This is a genomic window from Microbacterium halimionae (assembly GCF_011761265.1).
Lineage (GTDB): Bacteria > Actinomycetota > Actinomycetes > Actinomycetales > Microbacteriaceae > Microbacterium > Microbacterium halimionae.
Genome location: NZ_JAAOZB010000001.1, coordinates 19,213 through 42,862, shown reverse-complemented (window position 1 = coordinate 42,862; position 23,650 = coordinate 19,213). Strand labels below are relative to the sequence as shown.

17 protein-coding genes are annotated in these 23,650 nt (G+C 61.8%); 13 read left to right on the top strand and 4 right to left on the bottom strand.

Annotated elements, in window-relative coordinates; translation table 11 throughout:
- Positions 1–15 precede the first annotated feature (15 nt).
- The 5 genes from FHS06_RS00195 to FHS06_RS00175 all read left to right on the top strand — a co-directional run bounded on the left by FHS06_RS00195 (position 16) and on the right by FHS06_RS00175 (position 9,345).
- A complete protein-coding gene (locus FHS06_RS00195; RefSeq protein ID WP_167043849.1) occupies positions 16–1,275 on the top strand; it encodes a sugar ABC transporter substrate-binding protein in 1,260 nt (419 codons plus the stop codon).
- Between the two features lie 86 nt (positions 1,276–1,361).
- Complete coding sequence (locus FHS06_RS00190) at positions 1,362–2,327, top strand: carbohydrate ABC transporter permease (protein WP_208387852.1); 966 nt, start codon at positions 1,362–1,364, stop codon at positions 2,325–2,327.
- Complete coding sequence (locus FHS06_RS00185) at positions 2,324–3,142, top strand: carbohydrate ABC transporter permease (RefSeq protein ID WP_167043846.1); 819 nt, start codon at positions 2,324–2,326, stop codon at positions 3,140–3,142. Before FHS06_RS00190 ends, FHS06_RS00185 begins: the two co-directional genes overlap by 4 nt.
- A gap of 2 nt (positions 3,143–3,144) precedes the next feature.
- A complete protein-coding gene (locus FHS06_RS00180; protein ID WP_310734774.1) occupies positions 3,145–5,115 on the top strand; it encodes a glycoside hydrolase family 127 protein in 1,971 nt (656 codons plus the stop codon).
- Between the two features lie 99 nt (positions 5,116–5,214).
- Positions 5,215–9,345, top strand: a complete 4,131-nt coding sequence (locus tag FHS06_RS00175; protein ID WP_167043843.1) for a LamG-like jellyroll fold domain-containing protein — start codon at positions 5,215–5,217, stop codon at positions 9,343–9,345.
- Positions 9,346–9,445: 100 nt separating this feature from the next.
- Here the strand turns inward: FHS06_RS00175 and FHS06_RS00170 are convergent, their stop codons facing one another.
- Together FHS06_RS00170 and FHS06_RS00165 are read right to left on the bottom strand one after the other, a co-directional pair.
- Positions 9,446–11,374, bottom strand: a complete 1,929-nt coding sequence (locus tag FHS06_RS00170; RefSeq protein ID WP_167043840.1) for a YhgE/Pip family protein — start codon at positions 11,372–11,374, stop codon at positions 9,446–9,448.
- Positions 11,371–14,154, bottom strand: coding sequence for an MMPL family transporter (locus FHS06_RS00165; protein ID WP_167043837.1), 2,784 nt, complete (start codon positions 14,152–14,154; stop codon positions 11,371–11,373). The genes FHS06_RS00170 and FHS06_RS00165 overlap by 4 nt, the downstream gene beginning before the upstream one ends.
- A gap of 138 nt (positions 14,155–14,292) precedes the next feature.
- On the opposite strand from FHS06_RS00165, the gene FHS06_RS00160 reads away from it, so the two are divergent.
- Positions 14,293–14,940: a TetR/AcrR family transcriptional regulator gene (locus FHS06_RS00160; protein ID WP_167043834.1), complete on the top strand. Its 648-nt coding sequence runs from the start codon at positions 14,293–14,295 to the stop codon at positions 14,938–14,940.
- Here FHS06_RS00160 and FHS06_RS00155 read toward each other — a convergent pair.
- Complete coding sequence (locus FHS06_RS00155; RefSeq protein ID WP_167047656.1) at positions 14,918–15,955, bottom strand: o-succinylbenzoate synthase; 1,038 nt, start codon at positions 15,953–15,955, stop codon at positions 14,918–14,920. The genes FHS06_RS00160 and FHS06_RS00155 overlap by 23 nt on opposite strands.
- On the opposite strand from FHS06_RS00155, the gene FHS06_RS00150 reads away from it, so the two are divergent.
- From FHS06_RS00150 to FHS06_RS00130, 5 genes are read left to right on the top strand one after another with little or no spacing between them, the layout of a single operon-like run.
- A complete protein-coding gene (locus FHS06_RS00150) occupies positions 15,954–16,748 on the top strand; it encodes an LLM class F420-dependent oxidoreductase (RefSeq protein ID WP_167043831.1) in 795 nt (264 codons plus the stop codon). The genes FHS06_RS00155 and FHS06_RS00150 overlap by 2 nt on opposite strands.
- On the top strand, positions 16,745–17,701 hold the full coding sequence (locus FHS06_RS00145) for a 1,4-dihydroxy-2-naphthoyl-CoA synthase (RefSeq protein WP_167043828.1): 957 nt from the start codon (positions 16,745–16,747) through the stop codon (positions 17,699–17,701). The genes FHS06_RS00150 and FHS06_RS00145 overlap by 4 nt, the downstream gene beginning before the upstream one ends.
- Positions 17,689–18,852 (top strand): AMP-binding protein, encoded by a 1,164-nt coding sequence (locus FHS06_RS00140; protein WP_167043825.1) that lies wholly within the window; start codon positions 17,689–17,691, stop codon positions 18,850–18,852. Before FHS06_RS00145 ends, FHS06_RS00140 begins: the two co-directional genes overlap by 13 nt.
- Positions 18,833–20,056, top strand: a complete 1,224-nt coding sequence (chrA, locus tag FHS06_RS00135) for a chromate efflux transporter (protein ID WP_167043822.1) — start codon at positions 18,833–18,835, stop codon at positions 20,054–20,056. Before FHS06_RS00140 ends, chrA begins: the two co-directional genes overlap by 20 nt.
- Before the next feature lie 59 nt (positions 20,057–20,115).
- A complete protein-coding gene (locus FHS06_RS00130) occupies positions 20,116–21,084 on the top strand; it encodes a 1,4-dihydroxy-2-naphthoate polyprenyltransferase (protein WP_167043819.1) in 969 nt (322 codons plus the stop codon).
- Here FHS06_RS00130 and FHS06_RS00125 read toward each other — a convergent pair.
- A complete protein-coding gene (locus FHS06_RS00125) occupies positions 21,040–21,381 on the bottom strand; it encodes a DUF4229 domain-containing protein (RefSeq protein WP_167043816.1) in 342 nt (113 codons plus the stop codon). The genes FHS06_RS00130 and FHS06_RS00125 overlap by 45 nt on opposite strands.
- A gap of 71 nt (positions 21,382–21,452) precedes the next feature.
- On the opposite strand from FHS06_RS00125, the gene FHS06_RS00120 reads away from it, so the two are divergent.
- Together FHS06_RS00120 and menD are read left to right on the top strand one after the other, a co-directional pair.
- The gene (locus FHS06_RS00120) at positions 21,453–21,869 is read left to right on the top strand and encodes a PLD nuclease N-terminal domain-containing protein (RefSeq protein WP_167043813.1); all 417 of its coding nucleotides are present in this window, start codon (positions 21,453–21,455) and stop codon (positions 21,867–21,869) included.
- 1 nt (position 21,870) lies between these two features.
- Positions 21,871–23,643 (top strand): 2-succinyl-5-enolpyruvyl-6-hydroxy-3-cyclohexene-1-carboxylic-acid synthase, encoded by a 1,773-nt coding sequence (gene menD, locus FHS06_RS00115; RefSeq protein ID WP_167043810.1) that lies wholly within the window; start codon positions 21,871–21,873, stop codon positions 23,641–23,643.
- Positions 23,644–23,650: the final 7 nt, after the last annotated feature.

The window sequence follows — 23,650 nt, the reverse complement described above, 5'->3', positions numbered from 1 at the left end:
TTCAAGGAGGAACCAATGATCACCAAGAAACTGCGAGCACCCCTCGCACTCATCACCGCCGCGGTAGCGGTCGGTGCCCTGGCTGGATGTTCCGGTGGCGGCTCGGACGATGCTTCCGGTAGCGCTTCTGGCGACACCTACACCTGGTGGGATCCGTACCCCCAGCACGAAGCAGGTTCGGACTGGGACGCGCGTGTCCAGGCGTGCGGCACCGACGCCGGAGTCACAATTGAACGCACGGCTTACGACACCACCTCGCTGACGAACTCAGCGCTGTTGGCGGCCCAGGAGGGCACATCACCCGACGTCATCCTGCTCGATAACCCGGCAGTTTCGACTCTTGCTGACACCGGCATGCTGACCACGATGGATGAACTCGGGCTTGACGTTTCTGACGTCGACGAAAACCTCCTCGCTGCGGGTCAGATCGACGGCGCGACCTACGGCATCCCGATTGGTGCGAACACCCTCGCGCTGTACTACAACGCTGATGTGTTGAGCGCAGCAGGAGTCGACCCGGCATCCATCACTGACTGGGATTCGCTGACCACAGCGCTCGAAGCCGTCAACGCGAGCGGGAAGACCGGAATCACCTTTGCGGGAATCAACACCGAAGAAGGCTCATTCCAGTTCCTGCCATGGTTCTGGGGCGCCGGAGCAGACCTCACAGAGCTCAACTCGCCCGACGCTGTCGCGGCGCTCGACCTCTGGACCGGATGGCTCAACGACGGACTCGCACCCAACTCCGTTATCGGCAACTCTCAGAACACCACATGGGAAGAGTTCCTCACCGGCGAGTTCGGTTTCGTCGAGAACGGTACGTGGCAGGTCAACAGCGCTGCAGACGCGGGCTTCGAGACAGGAATCATCACGATTCCGGCGCGCGACGGAGGGGCCGCTCCCGCACCGACCGGTGGCGAGTTCATTATTGCCCCGGTGCAGTCCGACACAGCACGCTACGACACCACTCGTCAGATCATCGAGTGCATGACGACGCCCGAGGGCTTTGTTGAGACCGCGAACACCTTCGCGTATTACATCCCGCCGACAGCCGATGGGCAAGAACAGCTTCTCGAAGAGAACCCTGACCTGTCTACATGGGTTGAAGCCGTGCAAGCAGCGAAGGGCCGCACGAGCGACAACCTCGGAACTGACTACCCGCTGATCTCTGAACAGCTCTGGACTGCTGTGCAGAGCGCGCTCTCGGGTGCACAGACGCCGCAGGAAGCTCTCGACGCGGCGCAGGATGCTGCAGCTGCTGCGACCGGTAACTAACTACCCCCGGCGAGCGCTCTGTGGCTCGCCATCCCCCCGAGGCGGGTGAGTAACCTCACCCGCCTCGGACACTTCGAAGGACTCGCATGACAATCCCCACGATGCGTCGAGACGCGCCGGTGACCGACACCATCGCTGTCACCGTGCCCGATAAAAAGAAGCGTCGATCGCGCCACGGTTCGAGGTGGGTCGCGGTCGGTTTCGCCGCTCCACTCATCGCCTACCTGCTTGCGTTCTACGCGTACCCGCTTATTCGTTCAATTGATTTGAGCGTGCACGACTACACGATTCGTGCGTTCGTGCAGGGCAACGCCGAATTCGTTGGCCTTCAGAACTACATCGAGATCTTCTCGTCCTCGTTGTTCCTGAAGTCTCTTTGGATCACGTTTGCTTTCGTGTTCGGGTCCCTCATTTTTCAGTACATATTCGGCCTGGCGCTCGCCGTGTTCTTCCGGGGCAACTTCCGCCTCTCGGGAATCCTCCGAGCTCTTTTTCTCGTGCCGTGGCTGCTGCCCCTGATCGTTTCGGGCTCGGTGTGGTCGTGGATGCTCAACAGCGACAACGGCATAGTGAACGCTTTTCTCAGCACATTTGGCATCGGCCAGATCAACTGGCTCACGTCGCCTGACACTGCACTTTTCGCTGTGATCATCGCCAATATCTGGCTCGGTATTCCGTTCAACCTCGTGATCTTGTATTCGGGATTGCAGAACATCCCGGAAGACCTGTATGAAGCGGCATCCCTCGATGGAGCGGGCGGGTGGCGTCAATTCTGGAGCATCACGTTCCCACTGCTTCGCCCAGTCTCAGCAATCACACTGCTGCTCGGACTCGTCTACACACTGAAGGTCGTCGACATCATCTGGATCATGACAGGCGGAGGTCCGGCTAACGCCACCACGACCCTCGCGATCTGGTCGTACCGCGAAGCGTTCGGCACAGGTCAGCCCGACCTGTCGCCCGCCGCCGCGGTGGGCAACATTCTCATCGTGATCGCTTTGATCTTCGGTTTCTTTTATCTCCGTATTCAGCGACGTCAGGAGAACGCATGAACGCCCGACGCCCCTGGTGGAAGACAGTGCTCGGAGTCTTTTTCACCGTAGTGATGCTCTTTCCCGTCTATTGGATGATCAACGTTTCACTCACGAAGACTCAAGATCTTCGTCTTGATCCACCACACATTTTTCCGATCGACCCCACTTTTGAGGGCTACGAAGCTGTGTTCGCGCAGCAGCTGCCGAACCTTGGCACGAGCCTGTTACTCGGTCTCTGCTGCGTGCTTCTGACAGTCTTGATCGCCGCGCCGGCAGGCTATGCGATTGCGCTTTTGAACCTCCGCGGTGGTCGCCCGCTCAACTTCATCCTGCTGGTCGCTCAGATGATTCCTGCCGTCGTCATGGCGATGGGCTTCTATGCGATCTACGTGCGCCTCGGCTTTCTTAATACGATCTGGGGTCTTGTCCTGGCAGACTCGACGATCGCTGTTCCGTTCGGCGTGCTGCTGTTCACGGCGTTCATGAGCGGCCTGCCGCGTGAACTGCTGCAGGCAGCGCGAATCGATGGCGCGGGTTCATGGCGAACCTTCATCTCGATCGTGCTGCCGATGAGCCGCAACTCGGTGCTCACTGTGTCGTTGTTCGCGTTCCTTTGGGCATGGTCGGACTTCGTGTTCGCCTCAACGCTCAGTCGCAACAGCATTTTCACACCCGTGACGCTGGGTATTTACGCCTACATCGGAAACAACACGACGCAGTGGAACGCCATCATGGCAACAGCTGTCGTTGCCTCCATACCCGCCGCGATTCTGTTGATCGTCGCGCAAAAGTACGTCGCCGCGGGAGTCACCGCCGGCGCAGTGAAGGATTAAGTGTGACGTTGCACGAATCTCGCATTGACACGGATGCCGCGGCATCCCGGCATGCGCACGTAAATTTGCTCGGGACACCGGTCGAGCCGTTGGCGTCAGAGCGCCGTGGGGTTTCTGTGGCCGACGTGTCGCTTTCGGCTTCTGGGTTTTGGGGACAACGTCAAGCCGTCAACGCCGCCGCGACCTTCGAGCACTGTGCCGCCTGGATGGAGAAGCTCGGCTGGATCGAGAACTTTGATCGCATTGCGCGCGGAGAGCCCACCGTCGACCGACCCGGATGGGCATTCTCGGATTCCGAGCTTTACAAACTCCTCGAGGGAATGGCGTGGGAACTCGGCCGACAGTATGACCCGCTGCTGGCAGACCGTTTCGCGGGCCTCGTTTCACGCGTCGGTGCGGCACAGGACCCAGACGGCTACCTCGATACAGCTTTTGGTCACGACGGCCTCCCGGATCGCTACTCCGACCTATCGATGGGGCACGAGCTCTACAACATGGGGCATCTTCTTCAGGCGGCCGTTGCGCGCGTGCGGACGGTGGGGATTGACGACGAACTGGTCTCTATCGGGCAGGGAGTAGCCGATCACATCTGCACTGAATTTGGTGCGGATGCACGCGATGGCATCTGTGGGCACCCCGAGGTCGAGGTCGCTCTCGCGGAGTTTGGTCGGGCAGTCAATGAGCCGCGGTACGTCGCACAGGCAGCACTTTTCGTCGCGAGACGCGGTCATGGCTCGCTTCCGGTGCGTCCGCTTCTGTCGGCGGAGTACTTTCAAGACGATGTGCCGGTCCGCGATGCCACAGTGCTTCGCGGCCACGCCGTTCGTGCGTTGTATCTCACTGCCGGTGCGATCGACGTCGCGATCGACACGAATGATTCGCAGCTGTTCGCAGCGCTAGAGAGCCAATGGCTGCGGACGCTCGAGCGTCGTACGTACCTCACCGGAGGGATGGGATCGCGTCACGAAGATGAGGGCTTCGGCGACGACTACGAGCTGCCGGATGATCGTGCGTATTGCGAGACATGTGCGGGTGTGGCATCCGTCATGGTCGCGTGGCGTCTCTATCTCGCGACCGGCAAGGTCGAATACGTCGACGTCATAGAACGCACGCTGTTCAATGTCGTTGCAACGTCTCCGGCGGCCGACGGGACTGCATTCTTCTACGCAAATCCGCTACAGCAGCGGGTGCTGGGGGAGAGCGCACACGACGGCGTCAATATGCGCGCGGAGGGGGGCGTGCGTGCACCGTGGTTCGACGTGTCATGTTGCCCCACGAATGTGGCACGCACACTTGCATCTCTCGGCGCCTATAGCGCGTCAGTTGAGGGCGATACGCTCGCGCTCCTGCAATATTCTGAGGGCCGCGTCTCGGCGGGCGGATTCGTTCTTGATGTGGCGACCCGCTATCCCGACGACGGCGTTGTCACGGTGACCATCGAGGCCGCCCCCGAGGGCGAGGCCACCCTGCGGCTGAGAGTTCCATCGTGGGCTGCCGGTGCGCGAATTGCCCGCTCCGGCGCGTCTGTAGAAGCTGTGGAACCTGGCTGGGCTGATGTGCGCTCCGTCTTCGCCCCCGGCGACGTTGTGACGCTTCACCTGCCTATCGAGCCTCGACTCACGTGGCCTGATCCACGCATCGATGCCGTGCGCGGATCCGTCGCCGTCGAACGGGGGCCGCTCGTCCTGTGCGTTGAATCAACCGATCTGCCTGCGGGAGCTGCAATTGACACTGTGCGGCTCGACGTGTCGCGGCTGCCTGAAGCGCACGGCGACGGTGCCCAGGCCGCGGCCGTTGCGAGAACCTTTGCCGACTCGGGTTCTGCGATTTTGCCTTATGGGAGGCGCGGCGCGAACGGCGGCAGCACGCCCTTCCAGCTGCTCTTTGTGCCGTACCACCGGTGGGCTGAGCGCGCGCCTTCGACGATGCGCGTGTTCATTCCGACGACGGAGGGAGACCGCCGAGCTCTTTAGCCCCGCGAGGGCGGTTCCTCGCGCCAGCACGTCAATGTTCCTTGTGCATTTCCAGCACACCACATCAAGACAGAGAGGTCTTCTTCCGTGCAAGCTCTAATGAATACCCGTCGGCGATGGCGAAGCACCGTCGCTCTCGCGACCGCATTCACCGTCGGCACAACACTCGTTGTCGGCGGTGCCCCCGCGATGGCGACTCCGAATAACATCGTCCCGGACCTGCATTACTCAATGGATGATGTATCCGGAACTTCCGTTCCCGATTCGTCATCGAATGGGTGGAACGGCACGATTTCGGGATCCGCCGCAATCATTGACGGCGAATCGTCGAAAGCGCTTGATCTCACGGGTGGCCGAGTCACCATCCCACGTGGCGTGCTCGAGGGCGCCAGTGACCTCACCGTCTCGACCCGCGTGCGCTGGGACGGCGGTCCAAATTGGCAATGGCTCTACGGGCTCGGTTCTAATAAGGAGCGCTATCTTTTCGCTTCGCCGTCAAACGGTGATGGTGATCTTCGCGTCGCGATCACGCGTTCCGCCGACGTCGGGGAAGCGAAGATGACAGGTGCTGGTGGGCTCAAAGCCGGGGAGTGGACGACCCTCACCGTCACGCTCGACGCTCAGTCCGACAAAATTACCACGTACATCGACGGCGCGGCAGTGTCTTCTGCAGCAACGGATGTTCTTGCGAGCGATCTCCTTACTCCTGCAGCTACGAGCGCTGGCTCCATCGGAAGTTCTTTTTACAACGACCCCGCGTTCAACGGGGCCGTCGAAGATTTTGCCATCTATCGGTCAGCGCTGACCGCCGAACAGGTGCGTGAGATCACCGGCACAGAAGCCCCAACGATCACGTCCCTGGCGCAAGACAAAATTGAGCTGCGCACTCGCGTGGGAGATGCTCCGGCACTCCCGGCCGTCGTGCGTGCTAACTACTCGGACGGCTACGTGCGTGATGCCGAGGTGGCGTGGGCGGCTATTGATCCCGCGGAATATGCCTCTTCTGGAGTTTTCACAGTGTCGGGTGTCGTCGAAGGCCTTCCCGTCTCCGCAGAGATCACTGTTTTCCGTGGCGAGTTGCGCGTTGACCTGGGAACAAATACGGGTGACTTCATGGGCGGCGCATCGGGTCTGCTCTATGGGCTTTATGGCGACGGAATGCCGAGCGAGAACCTGATTGAGGGAATGAACGTTCGTACCGTCGCAACCAAAGCTCAAGATGGTGCGCAGCATCCCGGTTCGGATGCATTGGAGATACTGCCTACCCTCGTCAACGAGACAGGCGGCGATGTATATCTGCGCGTGACGGATTGGTATCGGGGCTTCCCCTACCAATGGCCGGGTAGCACGCCCGAGGAAAAACTCGAGAGCTACCGCGATGTGCTCGCAAAACAGCTCGCAATGCTGGCCGAGCTTCCCGAAGAGCAGCGCGCGCATATCGTGATCGAGCCCTTCAACGAGCCCGAAGGCAACATGTTTGGAACCGGGGAGTGGAGTCTCAACAAAACTTCGTGGCTCAGCGACCCCAAAGACTACTTCGCAGCATGGGATGAGACCTATCGGACGATCAAAGCGACCTACCCGGACATGCGAATTGCCGGACCTGGGACGAGCATCCTCTACGACCAGGTGAAAGGTTTCTTCTCGCACGTGGTTGCCGAAGACACTGTTCCTGACATCGTGACATGGCACGAACTCACGCATCCGCAGGCCATTCGTGACTCGGTCAAACGGCTGCGCGGCTGGGTGGCGGACGCGTTCGAAGGAACGAAGTACGAGGGTACCGAGCTTCCAATCAACGTCAACGAATACGCGTTCAATTACCACACGTCGGTTCCGGGACAGATGATCCAGTGGATTTCCGCGATCGAGGATTCCAAAGTCGATGCGATGATCGCATTCTGGAACATCAACGGAAACCTGTCGGATTCCGCGGTGCAGCAAAACCGCGGCAACGGACAGTGGTGGTTGTATAACTCCTACGCGCAAATGAGCGGTCACACTGTGAAACTGACGCCGCCTGCGCCCGGGCAGAACTACACGCTCCAGGGCGTGGCATCCCTCGACGAAGACAAGGCGGTTGCGCGCGCGATCGTCGGCGGTGGCGAGGGTTCGGCGCCGGTCGACTTTGCGAACATTCCCGCTGATGTCTTCGGAGACAGCGTCCGCGTGCAGGTGCGGGAGATCGCGTGGACGGGTCAATTGGGCGACTCGGACAGGCCTGAACTGATCTCGGACACGATTGTTCCGGTATCAAACGGGACTGCGACGATCACCTTCGGTTCGGATGGTCTCTCAAAAATGAAAGAGTCCTCAGCGTACGAAATCGTCGTCACGCCAGGCGCCGGAGCAGAAACCTCCGAGGCCAGCGCGGCGTGGACCGCATCGTACGAAGCCGAAGACGCTGCTCACACGGGTGGTGGCTACAGCAAGAACGGTCCAGAAGGAACTACTTCAAACGTCGCCAACTTCTACACGTCGGGCCAGTACGACGTGGGTGGGCTTCGCACGGGGTCTGACCTCGTCTTGGACTTCACCGTTGATGTACCTGCTGACGGCAAGTACGACCTGTCAGTCTTTGCGAACAGCCTCAACACCTACGGTGCGGTTGCGGACAAAGGCCCGACGAATGTGTTCATGCGTGTTGATGGTGAGGCAGAGCAGGAGCTCTTCCTCCCGCTTGCCTACAAGTGGGTTGTATGGGACCACACCGACACCACGGTCGATTTGACCGCAGGTATGCACACCATTTCTCTGGATGCCAAGAGTGCGACAGGGCCAGGTGCGACGCAGGGCGACGCGATTGTTGACCGCATCACGCTGACATCTGCAGAGCCGAGCGACACGGTTGACATGTACCGCGCGCAGTTGGCGGAACACACCGGTTCAGTCGCTTCTGATGGATCAGGCGCGATTTCGCTCGCGGACGGCCAGGACGCGACGTTCTGGGTGTACGGCGTGCGTGATGCAGAGGCAGCACTGACCGTGGTTGGCACCGGGACTGGAAAGGTGTCGGTGAATGACGCGGAAATATTCGACCTTGCGGACGCAACTTCTGCTGCGGTGCACCTCTATGGAGGTGTCAATAAGGTCACTGTTTCAGGGGCAGCCGTTGTGAGCGAGCTTCGCATCGGCGCATCGGATGACAGGTTGAAGGTGACCGAGTACCAGGCGGAGGATGCCGCGGCCAGCGGCGCCGCGACGGTGCAAGACTTCAGTCTTGCCGAGGGGGGAAAGGCTGTTTCTGGCATCGGTGGCGAGCCGGGCAACGATAACAAGTTGACGTTCACCATTGACGCCGAAAAAGCTGGCCCACACGCTGTCGTTGTGCGGTTCTCGAACCCTGAGCAAGTGCCCGCGACCCACTACAACCCGAACCCGATGGCGCGTCATGCTGACATCAGCCTTAACGGCGCCGATGCAAAACGAGTGCTTTTCGTCCCCACGTTCCACAAGAACAACTTCTGGGAGCGCACACTCATATTCGATCTCACGCAGGGGTCGAACACGATCGAGTTCGGGGCTGAAGAGCAGCCGAACTTCGACGGTGTCACCTATGCATCCGACAACTGGCCCGGAATTCCACTGCGTTCCGATCAAGCGCCCATCATCGACCGCATTAGTGTTTCGTCGCTGAGCGCGACCGGCAATGGCGGTACTGACAACGGTTCGGGTACTGACAACGGTTCGGGTACTGACAACGGTTCGGGTACTGACAACGGTTCGGGTACTGACAACGGTTCGGGTACTGACAACGGTTCCGGTACTGACAACGGTTCCGGTAGCGGCGAAAATGAGCCGACAGCCCCCGATGCGGCAGCTCTGACGAGCGGTAACTTCGGCAAGATCTCAGGGCCGAAGAATGTTGCACCGGGAGATACGATCTCGGTGGTCGTGGGCGGCGCCTACGCGGGTCAGACCGTTTTCGGGTGGATGTATTCGACACCGACGGCGCTCGGGTCAGCGACAGTGTCGTCTACTGGGGTTGCGAAGTTCACGATCCCAGCGTCGATGGCACTCGGCGATCACCGACTTGTCGTCACTGACACGGACGGTAACGTAATCGGGTGGTACAGCCTGACGGTTGCTTCTCGTGATCTCGCTGTGACAGGTGGCACGGCTGCACTTTCGTGGCTGCCGCTGGCGGGGGCCATGCTTCTGATGGGCGGCGCGATGTTGTTCCTGCGTCGTCGCCAAACAGCTGACCTCATGAGCGGCAGCTCAAAGTAGCATTCAGCCTCATTCCACCGCTGACTTGCCCATATTCGTGGGTGTTGCGCCTTGTGCACCCACACAAATGGGCAAGTCAGCGGGGATGGGGTTGACCTGTTTACGCGAGGGATGCCTCGGCCACGCCGTGTGCGGAGGTTTTCCTCCGCTGGGCAGTCGCGATGATCGTGGCGATAAGCGCAAGCAGCGCCCAAGCCGCGAGCCCCACGATGCCGGCGGTAACGCCACCCGCGGATGTCAGCGAACCGAGCATCGCGTTGTAGGCGGGTGCGACAGGCATGTAGTTGGCAATCTGTGTCAACAGCGGTGGCACCGTCGAGACAACACCTGTTGCCAGGGCAAGCACACCGATGATTGCACTCAACCAGCGGCCGATTCCGCCAAACACCGCGACGAGCGCCTGGTTGATGGCGGCGAACGCAACGCCAACGGCGACGCAGAGGAGTGCGAACAACGTCCATTCGCCCCACTCGTACGATGCCGCGAACTGCACGACAGCGGCGACTAAGAATCCCTGTCCGGCGCCGATGGCGGCAGCGGGGGCAAAGGAGCGAAGCGCGAGAGCTGCCGATGACCGGCGACTCACGAGTGCTCGACGTGACACAGCCTGCAGCGCGATGAAAGATGCGAGGCCACCGAACCACAGCGCCAAGGCAGACAGCAGTGGAATGGCCGAGGCTCCGAAGAGGTTCGTGCCGACGCCCTCCGCTGCGACCGGATCCGCAACGACCGCGGCGAGGGTTGTCGCCTCGGCATCCGTATAGGTCGGAATCTGCTCGACGGCAGTATCAAGTCCGTCCGCAAGCGAATTCGTGCCATCGGCCAATTGATTGACACCGTCGGCGAGTGAAGCCGTGCCGTCGGAAAGTTGGGACAGCCCGGAAGAAAGAGAAGCTGCGCCGTTTGAAAGCTGACTTGCACCGGATGAGAGTTGGGATGCTCCGGACTGCAGCTCGCGAGCCCCGGCTGCGGCCTGCTGGAGACCGCCGCTGGTCGAAGACATCAGGTTGGCGATGCCATCAGAAGTGGGAGCGGCGTAAGCGCTCGCGGTGCCGGCAGCTACTGCCGCGCCGATCGCGGTGTTCTCCGCCGGAGCGTCTTGATCGCCCAACGCTGCGGCGAGCTCACCGCAGAATGCTGGGGTTGCTCCTGACATCGTATAGCACTCCTGTACGAGACCACCGAGTGTGGAAGCCACGGCAGATGTCTGATCAGCGGCGCTCGCGGCGTTGGCGGCAGATTGCTGCGCTGCACCCCGGAGTTCTTCGTTGACGACCTGCGCTGCAGCGGAGTCGAGTGACGACCCCAGCTGGCCAGCGCCGTCAGCGATCGACGACGCGCCCTGGGCGAGCTGGGTCGCAGCGGAGGGGAGCTCGGCCGCACCTGACGCTGCAGACGCAGTCCCCTCGGCAACAGAGGTCGCGCCTTCGCTGGCTGTCTCGGCGCCATCTGCAAGGTCGTGAGCGCCCGACGCCGCTTCGCCGAGCTGCTCGTTCAGGCTTGTGAACCCGACGAAGACATTCTCGAGGTACGTCTCAGAGAGTTGCTGTCCGAGTAAGGATGCAGCGGTCTGAGTCACTTGAGCGGTGATCGCCTCATCCACAATTCGGGCATCCGGGGCGGTGGTGACCTCGATCGTGGCCTGCTCTGGGTCGTCACCCGCTGTCGACGTCGCGGCCGCCGAGAAGTTTTCCGGAATTGTGATGACAGCAGCATACGAACCGTCGGCGAGGCCGGCCGCGGCATCCTCGTCGTTTGTGATCGTCCAGTCGAGGTTGCTCTCAAGATCGTCTGAGCCTTCGACGAGGCCCGCAGTCAGCTGGCGACCGAGCGGCACAGTCTGATCGTTGAGGGTGACGGGTTCGTCGTTGTTCACGATTGCTGCCGTCATGTTGTCGAGCTGGTCGACCGGGTTGTAGAGCGCGACCACAAGCACACCGCCGATCAGAGCGGGGAGCAGCAACACCCCGATCAGTGTCAACCAGGTAACGGGGCGACGATTGCGGGCGCGTTCGATGAATGTACTCATGCGGAGACCTCGGAGGCAATTGCGGTGGCGATGGAGCCACCCGATTCGGTCAGAGTCAGATTCGTTGGTTGTGGAAGCCCACTATCAACGAGAAGTGCGCGGGTATCGACGGCCTCTGTCGTTGTAGCGACAACTGTGAGCGTGCGAGAGCCCGCGGCAGCCCTGATCAGTTCGGTCACGACGTATCGCTCCGAAGCGGGTACTCGGTCGAGGCCGTCGATCATGATGAGCGTCGTGCCGCCTCCGAGAGCGGTGCGTAGTTCTCGCTCCGGGTCTGCAGCACCGTCAAGCAACGCAACGCCGACGTAGGCACGTGCCCACGCAGAGCGTTCGGGCAAAAGATGCCCAGTGACGCGCAATCGGCCTTCGCTCGGGTCGAGGCGTCCGGCGAAGGTCAAACCGAGAGCGCGCGGGCCGAGCGCGTCCACGCCCGAGATGACGAGCGTCTCGCCCGGTTCGATTCGCACAGTGACGTTTGAATACTGTGCACCCTGGTTATCGTGCAGTGCGAGATCCTCGGCAACGACTGCCGCTGTGCAGTTCGGCTCGGGCCACTCGGCGAGACTGAGCTCGCGTTCAACGGCCTCCCCCTCGATGTCGAAGTGCGGCAGAATCCGGTCCAGCCATTTCGGAATCCACCACGCTTTGTCGCCGAGCAACGCCATCACTGCGGGAACCAACGTCATTCGGATGAGAAAAGCGTCGATCACGATGCCGGAGGCAAGGCCGAGTGCGATTGGTTTCAGGTTCGAATCGCCCTCGGGGATGAACGCGGCAAACACCGCGAACATGATCACACCAGCGGCGGTGACGACGCGAGCGGATGCCGTGAACCCGCTGCGGACAGCAGCGATGGCGATTTCGCGCTGACTGCGATGCCCCGCTTTCTTGCGAGTGTGAATGAAGTCTTCTCGCATTCGGGAAACGAGGAAGACCTGGTAGTCCATCGCAAGTCCGAAAAGCACACCCATCAAGACGATCGGCATGAAGCTGATGATCGGACCAACGCGCGCGACATGGAGCGCGTCGGCGAACCACCCCCATTCGAAGACGGCAGCGACGACCCCGAAGGCAGCGACAACTGACAGCAGGTATCCGAGTGCGGCAACGATTGGCACCCAGATCGAGCGGAAGACGATCGTAAGCAGGATGAGTGAGAGGCCGACCACGAAGATGCCGAAGGGGAGAAGTGCGGATGAGAGTCGGTCGGAGATATCGATTGCGACAGCTGTGTAACCCGTGACCTTCAAATCGATGCCGTATTCATCGAGGAAGTAGTCGTGCCTGTCGCGGAGTTCTCGCACCAGGTCGGCTGTTGCCGGGTCATCCGGTGCTGTCTCGGGGATGATCTGCACGATGCCGGTATCTGCTGACTCGTTCGGCGTCGCCAGTGCGATCTCTTTTACGCCCGGGATCTTTGCGACCTCGTCGGCGATGTCATCCATCAGCGTCACCGGATCGGTCGACGTGACGATTGTTCCCGTCATGATCAACGGCCCGTTTGCGCCGGGCCCGAAGTACTCATCGACCAGGTCGTAGGTCTGGCGTGCCGAGTTGTCCTTTGGCAGCTGCCCGGCGTTCGGAAGAGCGAGGCCCAGGCTCGCAGACGGGATCGCGACAACGCCGAGGGTCACGACAACGATGAGCGACGTGACAACCGGATGCTTCGTCACAATCGAGACCCACCGAGTCGCGAAGCCTTGGCGCGGCTTCTCCGCCTCGTTGGAGACCTTCGCAACGGTGGGTACCCGTCGCCGCCACCCGACGACACGGGCTTTTGTGAAGCCGAGGAGAGCGGGGGTCAGCGTGACGGCGAGCGCAACAGCAATGGCGACAGCCACAGCCGCGGCGATTCCCATCGTCGTAAGAAACGGGATGTTGGCAAAGCTGAGTCCGATGAGTGCGATGAGCACCGTGATTCCGGCGAAGACCACGGCGGATCCGGCCGTGCCGTTGGCGCGTGCGGTGGACTCCTCGGGGTCGACTCCCGTTCTTACCTGATCTTGATGTCGAGCGATGATGAACAACGCGTAGTCGATACCGACCGCAAGCCCGAGCATGAGCGCGAGGAGCGGAGTCGTCGATGACACGGTAGCGAAGGCTGTGGCGCCGTAGATGAGCGCCATCGAAAGGCCGACGCCGATGAGCGCGGTCGCCAACGGGAGACCCGCGATGACAAACGAGCGGAAGGTTGCGATCAGCACGAGAAGTGCAATGATCAGCCCGACCAGTTCGGTTATCGACAAACCTGGCACGGAGCTCGAGAACAGGTCGCCACCGAGAGAGACGATCGAGTCGCTGGGGAGTGCTGCCCCTAACTCATCAGACACGTTTTCTAGCGCCGAGATCGAGGCATCCGAGACATCGGTTGATTGACCTTCGAACTGCATACGTATGAGGGCCGCGTTCTCGTCGTCTGAGATGCTCCCCGTCACGGTGTCGGAGTACGGACTCGTGACGGCGAGGACGCCGTCGATATCTTCGAGCTGGTTGATCGCATCATCGATCGGTTCGACATACTCGTCGTCTGTGATGGAAGTCCCATCTGCGGCGACAACGATAATCTGTGCGCTTGTTCCTGAGACCTGCGGAAAGGTGTGACTCAGCTGTTCAAGGCCGGCCTGCGATTCTGTTCCGGGAATAGAAAAGGTGTTGCTCGTGCCCTTGGCAAAGAGAGCGACCCCACCGCCCGCAAGCGCGAGAAGGAGGAGCCACGTGAGGAGAACGCGCCAGGGGTGACGGTACGACCAACGTCCGAGCGAGTAAAGCAGAGTGGACACAACATCTCCGAGGGTTGAGATTCAATCGATACAACGTTGTATCCGATACACAGATGTATCCTAAGATTACCCGGCGTCGCGAGCCTGAGGGCTAGGTGTGAATAATCAATGTGCGCATGCTCGAAAAATGAGGCAACGATGAGTGAAGCAGCGGTTCCGTCGCGTCGACGGGAGCTCACTCGCCAGCGTCTTCTTGACGCCGCGCAACAGGTGTTTGCTGAGTCGGGGTTCGATGCAGCGTCGGTAGAAGACGTGTGCGAACGAGCCGGATTCACACGCGGTGCCTTTTACTCGAACTTCGAGTCGAAGGAAGGGCTCTTTCTCGCGCTTGTCGATCGGGTCTCGGGGGAGCGCCTAGATGCGGTGCGCCGACGTATTTCGACGCTTGAGCGCAGCGGTGACTTCGTGCCCGCCAGTGGGCAGGGCTCAGCAATGCGTGTCGTGCAACAGGTGCTTGACGTGTCGGGTGATGACCGGCTTGGTGTTCTGCTCATGAGCGAAATTCGCGTGCATGCGCTGCGCCAGAAAGAGCTGGCGGCCGCTTATCTTGCGCTCGAAGAAAGCATGTGCGAATCGGTTGCGCAGATCATCGGCGATGTCGCGAAATCCCAGAAGATGGCCCTGCGGTTGCCGCTAAAAGATGTAGCCCGCACGATTCTTTCGGTGTGGGAATCTGAAGCGATTCGCGGAGCGATGCAGGGGCTCGGCTTCGATGAGATGCGCGGCATCGGCGGCGAGCGAATCGCACAGCTCGCCGAACTTTTTATTGTTCCGCCGACGCGCTGAGAATCTCGTAACAGCGGCTGAGACGCGAAGTCCACCAGTCGAAGCGGTCTGCGGATGCCGCATTTTTAGCAAGAGTCGATTCGTCAGCGGCAACCCGCGCTGTTGATATTGCCCCAGAGCGTGGCCGCAGCGGTTGCTCCATGACATCCGCGAGAAGCAGCGACGCTGTCCCCAGCCCGCAGTCGTAGTCGAGGTCCGGAAGAGCTGCCGCCAAGGCCGCACCCATCGAGAGTCCGATAGAGGTGTCGAGGGCACTCGAGACCACGGCAGGAAGCCCCGCGCGCGACACGATGTCGAGCGCTCGACTCACGCCGCCGAGAGGCTGCACTTTGACGATCAGGATGTCGGCGGCACCCGCGCGAGCGACAGCGAGCGGATCTTCAGCTTTTCTCACGCTCTCGTCGGCAGCAATCGGAATGCCGTGAAACTTCACTCGACGGCGAAGTTCCACGAGCTCGGGCACACTCGCGCATGGCTGTTCTACGTACTCGAGGTCGCAATCGGCGAGGGCGTGAATCGCGTGCTCGGCCTCGTCGACGTTCCAGCCGCCGTTGGCGTCGATTCGGACGCGTCCCTCGATACCCATCACTTCGCGGACGGCTCGTACCCGCGCAATGTCGTCGGCCAGGGTCTGGCCACGTTCGGCCACTTTGACCTTCGCGGTGCGGCAGCCATCGAAGCGGGCAAGCACGTCTCCCACAGATGCTGCAGGTACAGCTGGCACCGTCGCGTTGACGCCGACAGTGCCGCGGCGGGCGGGTGGTTGTGGCATCCACCCGAAGTCAATTGCGGCAGCAAGCCACGTTGCAGCCTCCGCATCGCCATATTCGAGGAACGGTGAAAACTCCGTCCAGCCCTCGGGGCCGTCAAAAAGCATGGCCTCCCGCACCTCGATGCCGCGGAACCGTGTGGCGAGCGGGAGGGTTACAACGTGGGCGGAGGAGAGGAGTTCTTCGAGTGGGGGCAGCGTTGCTTTCACAGCTCCATCATGGACCCGGTCGTAGGCTGTCGACATGCTTATCGACACACCGGTGCGCCTTGGCGTGCAGATTCAGCCCCAGCACGTCAGTTACAGCGGCATTCGAGACGCCGCACGCCGTCTCGAAGATCTCGGTGTCGACATCCTCTTCAACTGGGATCACTTCTTTCCGCTCTTCGGCGCACCCGATGGTGAGCACTTTGAAGCGTGGACGATGCTCGCCGCATGGGCAGAACAGACCGAGCGCGTGGAATTCGGTTCACTCGTCAACTGCAACAGCTATCGAAACGCTGATCTGCAGGCAGACATGGCTCGCACGATCGACCACATTTCCGCCAAGGGCGGCGAGGGCCGCTTTATCTTCGGTACCGGATCTGGCTGGTTTGAACGCGACTACGACGAGTACGGCTACGAGTTCGGCACCGCGGGTTCGCGTCTTGACGCGCTCGCCGAAGGACTTGGGCGCATCGAGTCGCGCTGGGGCGTGTTGAACCCGGCGCCGACCCGCCGCATCCCGGTCATGATCGGGGGAGCAGGAGAAAAGAAGACCCTCCGACTCGTGGCTCGTCACGCCGATATTTGGCACAGTTTTGTCGCGCCAGAAGACGTTTCCCACAAGGTCGACGTGATCAAGCGTCATGCCGAGCGGGAGGAGCGCGACCTTTCAAATCTCACGATCTCGAACGAACTTCGCGATCGTGACGAAGCAACCGCAGACGCGCTGCACGCACAGGGCACGCGACTGTTCACTCTGGGGCTTCTCGGGCCGGAGTGGGACTACGAGCTGGTCAAGCGCTGGCTGGCGTGGCGCGACGGGAAAAACGCATGAGCGTATCTGACATCTTCGATGAGGCCGAGTGGGCGGTGGCGCCGGGAGCAGAAGAATTCACCGACATCACGTCGCACATCTCGCTCGATGGTCGCATCGCTCGCATCGCATTCGATCGCCCAGAGGTGCGGAACGCGTTTCGCCCCCACACGGTCGATGAGCTTTATCGTGCACTCGATGATGCACGGCAAAACCCTCGTATCGGAGTCGTGCTGCTGACCGGCAACGGCCCAAGTGCGAAAGACGGCGGCTGGGCCTTCTGCTCCGGTGGTGACCAGCGGATCCGTGGCCGCGACGGGTACCAGTACGCCGCTGATGAAGCACCAGCCGACGGGTCGCAACCCGCCGCAGCGCCGAGCGCCAATGCGGCGAGTCGTGACCCCTCGATGGCCGCGCGAACGGGCAGACTGCACATTCTCGAGGTGCAGCGCTTGATCCGCTTCATGCCGAAGGTCGTCATCGCGGTGATTCCCGGGTGGGCTGCTGGTGGCGGTCACTCGCTTCATGTCGTTTGCGACCTCTCCATCGCGTCTCGCGAACACGGCCGTTTCAAGCAGACGGATGCCGATGTCGGCTCTTTCGACGCCGGCTACGGCTCGGCGTACATGGCACGCCAAACTGGGCAGAAGATCGCCCGTGAAGTGTTCTTTCTCGCCGAGGAGTATTCCGCTGATCGCGCCTACGAGATGGGCGCTGTCAATCGTGTCGTGGCTCACGCTGACCTTGAGCGCGAAGCTATCTCGATGGCGCGCACGATCCTCACGAAGTCACCGACAGCGATTCGGATGCTGAAATTCGCTTTCAATGCTGTTGATGACGGTCTTGTCGGGCAACAGGTGTTCGCGGGCGAGGCAACCCGCCTGGCATACGGAACTGACGAAGCCGTCGAAGGGCGTGACTCGTTTCTCGAAAAGCGCGAGCCTGACTGGTCGCCATACCCGTGGCACTACTAGAGCCCGTCTCGGGAGACGACCCGCGCGTAGTGTTGCGAGCACTTCGCGCAGCTCTGAGCGGTGCAGGTCCTGCCCTTGGCCTCGGAAGCGATGCACGGGGCGACGTTCCGGCGGGGACGGCGGCGGTCGTGACGACATCTGGTTCGAGCGGGTACCCGAAATCCGTTGTGCTCAGCCGGCATGCACTGACTGCGAGCGCGATGGCAACCTCGGCTCGCCTCGGCGAAGGTGCCTGGCTCCTCGCACTTCCTGCGCAGTACGTCGCGGGTCTGCAGGTGCTTGTGCGCGCTCTTGTGAGCGGGCATGAACCGTCTATCCTGGCGGGGTCTTTCTCGCCGCGCGCCTTCGCCGCCGCAGCTCTTTCGATGACGTCGAGCGTGGGTGGTGATTCCATTCCGCGGTTCACGTCGCTCGTACCAGCGCAGCTGCTGACGTTGCTAGACGCGGCCGAAAGCGATGAAGCAGTGAGCCGGTCGCTCCGCTCATTCGAGGCCATCTTGATCGGTGGGCAGGCTCTCCCGGCTCGCGTGCGTGAACGAGCCAACGCCGCTGGCGCGCGCATCGTTCGCACATACGGCTCGAGTGAAACCAGTGGCGGATGCGTCTACGACGGCCGCGCGCTCGATGATGTGTCGCTGCGTATCGTCGACGGCGAAGTGCAGATCACGGGTCCGACCCTCGCGGAGGGATACCTTGGCGTCCCAGAACGCACGGCGAAAGCGTTCATCACGGATGCTCTCGGCACACGCTGGTATCGCACGGGAGATGCCGGTCGACTCGAAGACGGGCTGCTCCACATCGACGGCCGCACCGACAACGTCATCATTTCGGGCGGTATCAATGTCTCCCTCGACCGGGTGGAAACAGCCGTCAGAGCGGTAGCGGGATGGGAAAGCGCCGTGGTCATAGCCGCGACCGATGCGCGATGGGGCGAGGCATCCGTTGTTGTTATCGCCCGCACACGCGCCGTTGAGACCCCCGATTTTACGAAGGTTCGCGCTGCTGTAGGTGAGCTGCTGGGAGCCCCGGCGCGACCTGCGCGCGTCTTAGCCGTGGATGAAATTCCGATGCTTCCGAGTGGTAAGCCCGACCGGGTAGCGTTACGTGCGATCGTTGCGAGCGGAGCACAGAATGGCGACCACCCCGCCTGACCGACCACCCACGCGAAAGCGTGGCGGAGTGGGCGAAGTGTTCCTTGCTTTTCTCAAGCTCGGTGTGACGGCGTTCGGCGGCCCGGTGGCGCATCTCGGGTACTTTCGCGATGAGTTCGTCACGCGCCGTCGCTGGCTGGATGATCGCGCGTACGGCGACCTTGTCGCGCTGAGCCAGTTTCTTCCAGGTCCCGCGTCGAGCCAGGTGGGGTTTGCCGTCGGCCTACTGCGGGCAGGGCCGCTCGGGGCGCTGGCCGCGTTTATAGCCTTCACACTGCCCTCGGTGCTGCTCATGATCGCTTTCGCCCTCGGTGCGAACCTCTTCGAAGGCCCTATCGGTGCCGGGATGCTGACCGGATTGAAGATCGTTGCAGTTGCGATCGTGGCTCAAGCCGTCTGGGGAATGGCGCGCACCCTCGCCCCGGACCGGCGGCGCGCCGCGATCGCGGTCGGGGCCGCCGTGGTGGTGCTGTTTCTGGCAGGGCCGGTCGGACAGATGGCAGCGATCGTGTTGGGAGCGATCGCTGGTCTTCTCTGGTGCCGCTCTGATGCTCCGCCGGTGACGGGGCAGCTCAGTATTCGGGTATCACCGCTCGTCGGCGCAATTTCACTGGCCACCTTCGCGGCGCTTCTCATCGGTCTCCCAATCCTCGCGGCTGTCTTTCCCGGGGGAACCGTCGCGCTCTTCGACGCGTTCTATCGTTCCGGTGCCCTCGTCTTCGGTGGGGGACACGTCGTTCTTCCCTTGCTACAAGCGGAGGTCGTCACATCGGGATGGATCACTCCTGAACAGTTCTTGGCGGGCTATGGTGCCGCACAAGCAATGCCAGGTCCGTTGTTTACCTTCGCGGCATACCTCGGTGCCCTGTCTTCTGCGGGGCCAGCCGGAATCAGCGGAGGCTTCGTTGCTCTGATCGCCGTCTTCCTTCCCGGCTTCTTGCTCCTGATCGGCGTGCTGCCGTTTTGGAATGTCTTCCGTGCCCGCCCTCGTGCACAGGCGCTCATGCGCGGGGCGAACGCGGCTGTCGTGGGAATCCTCGCGGCGGCCCTCTACAACCCGGTGTTCATAACGGCAGTAACGGATGCCGCATCCTTCGCCCTTGCGCTTGTCTGTTTCGTGCTGCTCGTCGCATGGCGCACCCCGCCCTGGGCAGTTGTGATCGTTGGAGCGGTCGGCGGTATCGCTCTCACTCTCGCGTCGTAAGAACCCGCCGGTAGCCCGATGTGGGCGGAGCATCACTCAGCGGCCTAAGATTTCTCCTCGTGGCCGCAAAAACCAAGAAGAACCGCACTCGCCCGCAGCACCGCTCTGGCAATCCGCAAAAGGCGAACGCACCGCGTGACCCGCGGGCGCAGCGGCCCGTCACGCTCGGTGACTGGGTCGGCGCGGCTCGACTTCGGACTCTGCCTCTGGCCGTGACTCCCATCCTCATCGGATCAGGCGCTGCCGTCCTCGTCACAGACTCGCTGCACTGGGTGATCGCACTTGCCTGCCTGGCCGTTGCCGTGTTCTTGCAGATCGGCGTGAACTACGCCAACGACTACAGCGACGGCATCCGTGGCACCGACGATGTCCGCGTGGGCCCCGTCCGTTTAACGGCATCTGGACGTGTGAAAGCGAAGACAGTGCTGATCGTCGCGCTGGCGTTCTTTGCGCTCGCCGCGCTCGTCGGTATCGCAATCGTCGTACGCACCGAACAGTGGTGGCTTCTTCTCGTGGGAGCTGCCTCGATCATCGCGGCATGGTTCTACACCGGTGGCAAGCGCCCCTACGGCTACAACGCACTGGGTGAAGTGTTCGTTTTCGTTTTCTTCGGTCTCGTCGCAACCCTCGGCACGACATACGTGCAGGCGCTCGCGCTGCCGCAAGAAGCGTGGTTCGGAGCGGTTGCGGCCGGGCTGCTGGCGTGCGCGGTATTGCTCGCAAACAACCTTCGCGACATCGATCAGGATCGCACGGTGGGTAAACGCACGTTGACGGTGCTGATCGGCAAGCGCGCGACACAGGTGCTCTTCACGCTGTTTGTGCTCGCACCGTTCGGGATCGCCGCTTTCCTCGCGCTCTTCTTCCCGATCGCGTGGCTTGCGCTTCTCGCGCTTCTCGCAGCGCTACCGGCGATTTTGATCGTCTGGACCTACGGCGCTCCGCGCGAACTTGTGGTGGCGCTGCAACTGACGTCTTTGACGTCAGTTGCTTACGGTGCGTTCCTCTTCTGGGCCTTCATCGGCTGACGCCACATCGGCGGACGCCGAATCACCCGCTGCGAGAGCGTCGACGTTGGCGTCTTCGTCGTCTTCATCGCGAGCTCTCGGTGCGCGAGACTCGCGGCGAGCAACAAGATCCGTCGTCACCTGAGCGAGTGGTCGCCTCAGAAACAGCATCGACAAGCTCAAGCCAATAACGGCTGCGAAAATCGCGGCAAGCCAGTAGAGCTCCTGAAAAATCGGCAACAGCATCAAGAGGCCGAACGGAATCAGGAACGCCAGCAACCGCAACACGGTGTAGACGAGGGCGGAGCGGGCTTTCATCTCTTCATCGTATGCCGGTCTTTGTCGGGAGCAGCCGCTCTCGTACCCGGAACGGCGCCTAAGATGGGGATATGGCGAGGTTGATACTCATACTCGCGCTTGTGGTCACCGTGTTTTGGGTCTACAGCGTTGTCGACTGCGCCCTGCAGCCAGCTGACCGGCACCGTGGCGTGCGTAAAGGAACCTGGATTGTCATTGTCATCCTCATTCCGGTGCTCGGCGGCCTCCTCTGGTTCGTGGTGGGTCGCGTGAGCCGCAGGGCTTTGATAGCTGAGCGGAACGCTCCCGACGACGATCCGGCATTTTTGAGCACGCTCGGCTCCGTGAGCGACCAAGACGAGCGCATTCGCCGTCTTGAGGAAGAGCTCGCTCGCCTCGATGACGAAGACAGCACTCCTGCGAAAGATGCTCCCGTGGACGATGCGGAGACTGGCGCGCGCAGCGATGGTGACGACGACACGCGGGGATCACGAGGAGCGCTCGGCTGAAATGGCTGAGGCGAAATGGTCGCCTGCGACAGACGCTGCGGCCGCACTGATTCGTGCGCTTTTTGACAGTGGTGTTCGCCACTTTGTTGTCAGTCCCGGGTCTCGCTCGCAAGCTCTCGCACTCGCTGCCGCGGAGCTCGAACGACAGGGTGCGGCACTTCACGTGCGCATTGATGAACGCGTAGCCGGATTTACCGCTCTTGGCATCGGCCGTGAACTTCGGGTACCGGCGGTAGTTATCTGTACATCAGGAACGGCTGTCGCGAACCTTCTTCCTGCCGTCCTCGAAGCGCATCACGCCGGTGTGCCTCTTCTTCTGCTCACGGCAGATCGCCCGCCGGAACTGCGAGGTATTGGTGCAAACCAGGCCACGCGGCAAGTGGGGATATTTGCGCCGAACCTGCGGTACGAAGCAGATCTGCCGGTTCCGGAAGAAACGGATGCCGACGGCACAGCGTCGCAGACGATGATGTTGCGTGAGGTGGCACACGCCGCCATCGCTGCAGCTCTCGGCGACGGCTTCCGGAGCGCGGGGCCAGTGCACCTCAACCTGCCGTACCGCGAACCTCTCGCCGGGCATCTTCCGGAATGGTTTACGGCGCCGTCCGCGGAGATCAACCACAACGATGCAGCAGCCGCCGCTGAGAACCTCGCGAACGCGTCGGGTGCCTTGTACCAGGGGGGCGGTGGCATCGGCGAAGCGTGCGAGGTTGACGACGCAGCCGAACCTCGCACGCTCGCCCGCGGGGTACGAACAGTTGTCGTTGCCGGCGCAGACTCAGGCGTAGCGGCCGAGCAAATCGCCCACGATGGCTCCTGGCCGCTTGTGGCTGAAATCGTGAGCGGATCCCGCTTCGGACGGTATCTGGTGCACGGGTATCGCGACGTATTGCGCGAACTGGGCGGCGATGTCGAGCGTGCAGTGGTTTTCGGGCATCCGACGTTGAGTCGTGAGGTCGTCGCACTGCTTTCGCGTGACGATGTCGAAGTGATCGCGGTGCGAGGGCCCGGCGAGCCCTTGAACCTCAATGGGATGACGAGCGCTGTAACAAGTGTTGTGGTGAGCCCGGGCGCCCCAGATCGCGAATGGCTGGGCCGTTGGATACGCGCGTCGCGCGCGGCATCCGTTGATCTTGCTCCCCCCGCGCCCGATGCCGACGCGCTCTCGTCTACTGAACCGCGGGAGCGGCTTGGCGCGATTGCCGCCGAGCTCGGTGTAATTCGAAAGCCGCTTGACCGCACGACGTTGGTTGACGCTGTGTGGCGAGCAACGTGGCCACACGATCGGCTTATGTTCGGCTCATCGCGCCTCGTGCGCGTTGCCGATAGTGTTCTGGGCGGCAAGAAAATACCTGTGCACGCGAATCGTGGTCTTGCCGGAATCGACGGAACGATCGCGACCGCGATGGGCATCGCGCTGGCGAGTCAAGCGGCCGGTTCCCCCGGGGTGACACGTGTCGTGTTGGGAGATCTCGCTTTTCTCTACGATGTGGGAGCGCTGCTGTTGCCGACGCACGAGTCGGCACCGCGATTGCAAGTGATCGTCGGGAACGATGGTGGCGGCACAATCTTTGACGGTCTCGAAGTTGCGTCGATAGCGTCGAGCGAAGCCTTCGCGCGGGTGCAGTACACACCGCAAGATGCGAGCTTCGAGCATCTCGCGGCGGCATACGGCTGGGAGTACCACCGCCCGAAAACGCGCGGCGAGCTTGACCAGGTGCTCACGGGGCAAATCTCAGGTCGTCAACTCATCGAAGTCGCCCTCGAACGTTAGTCCGCCT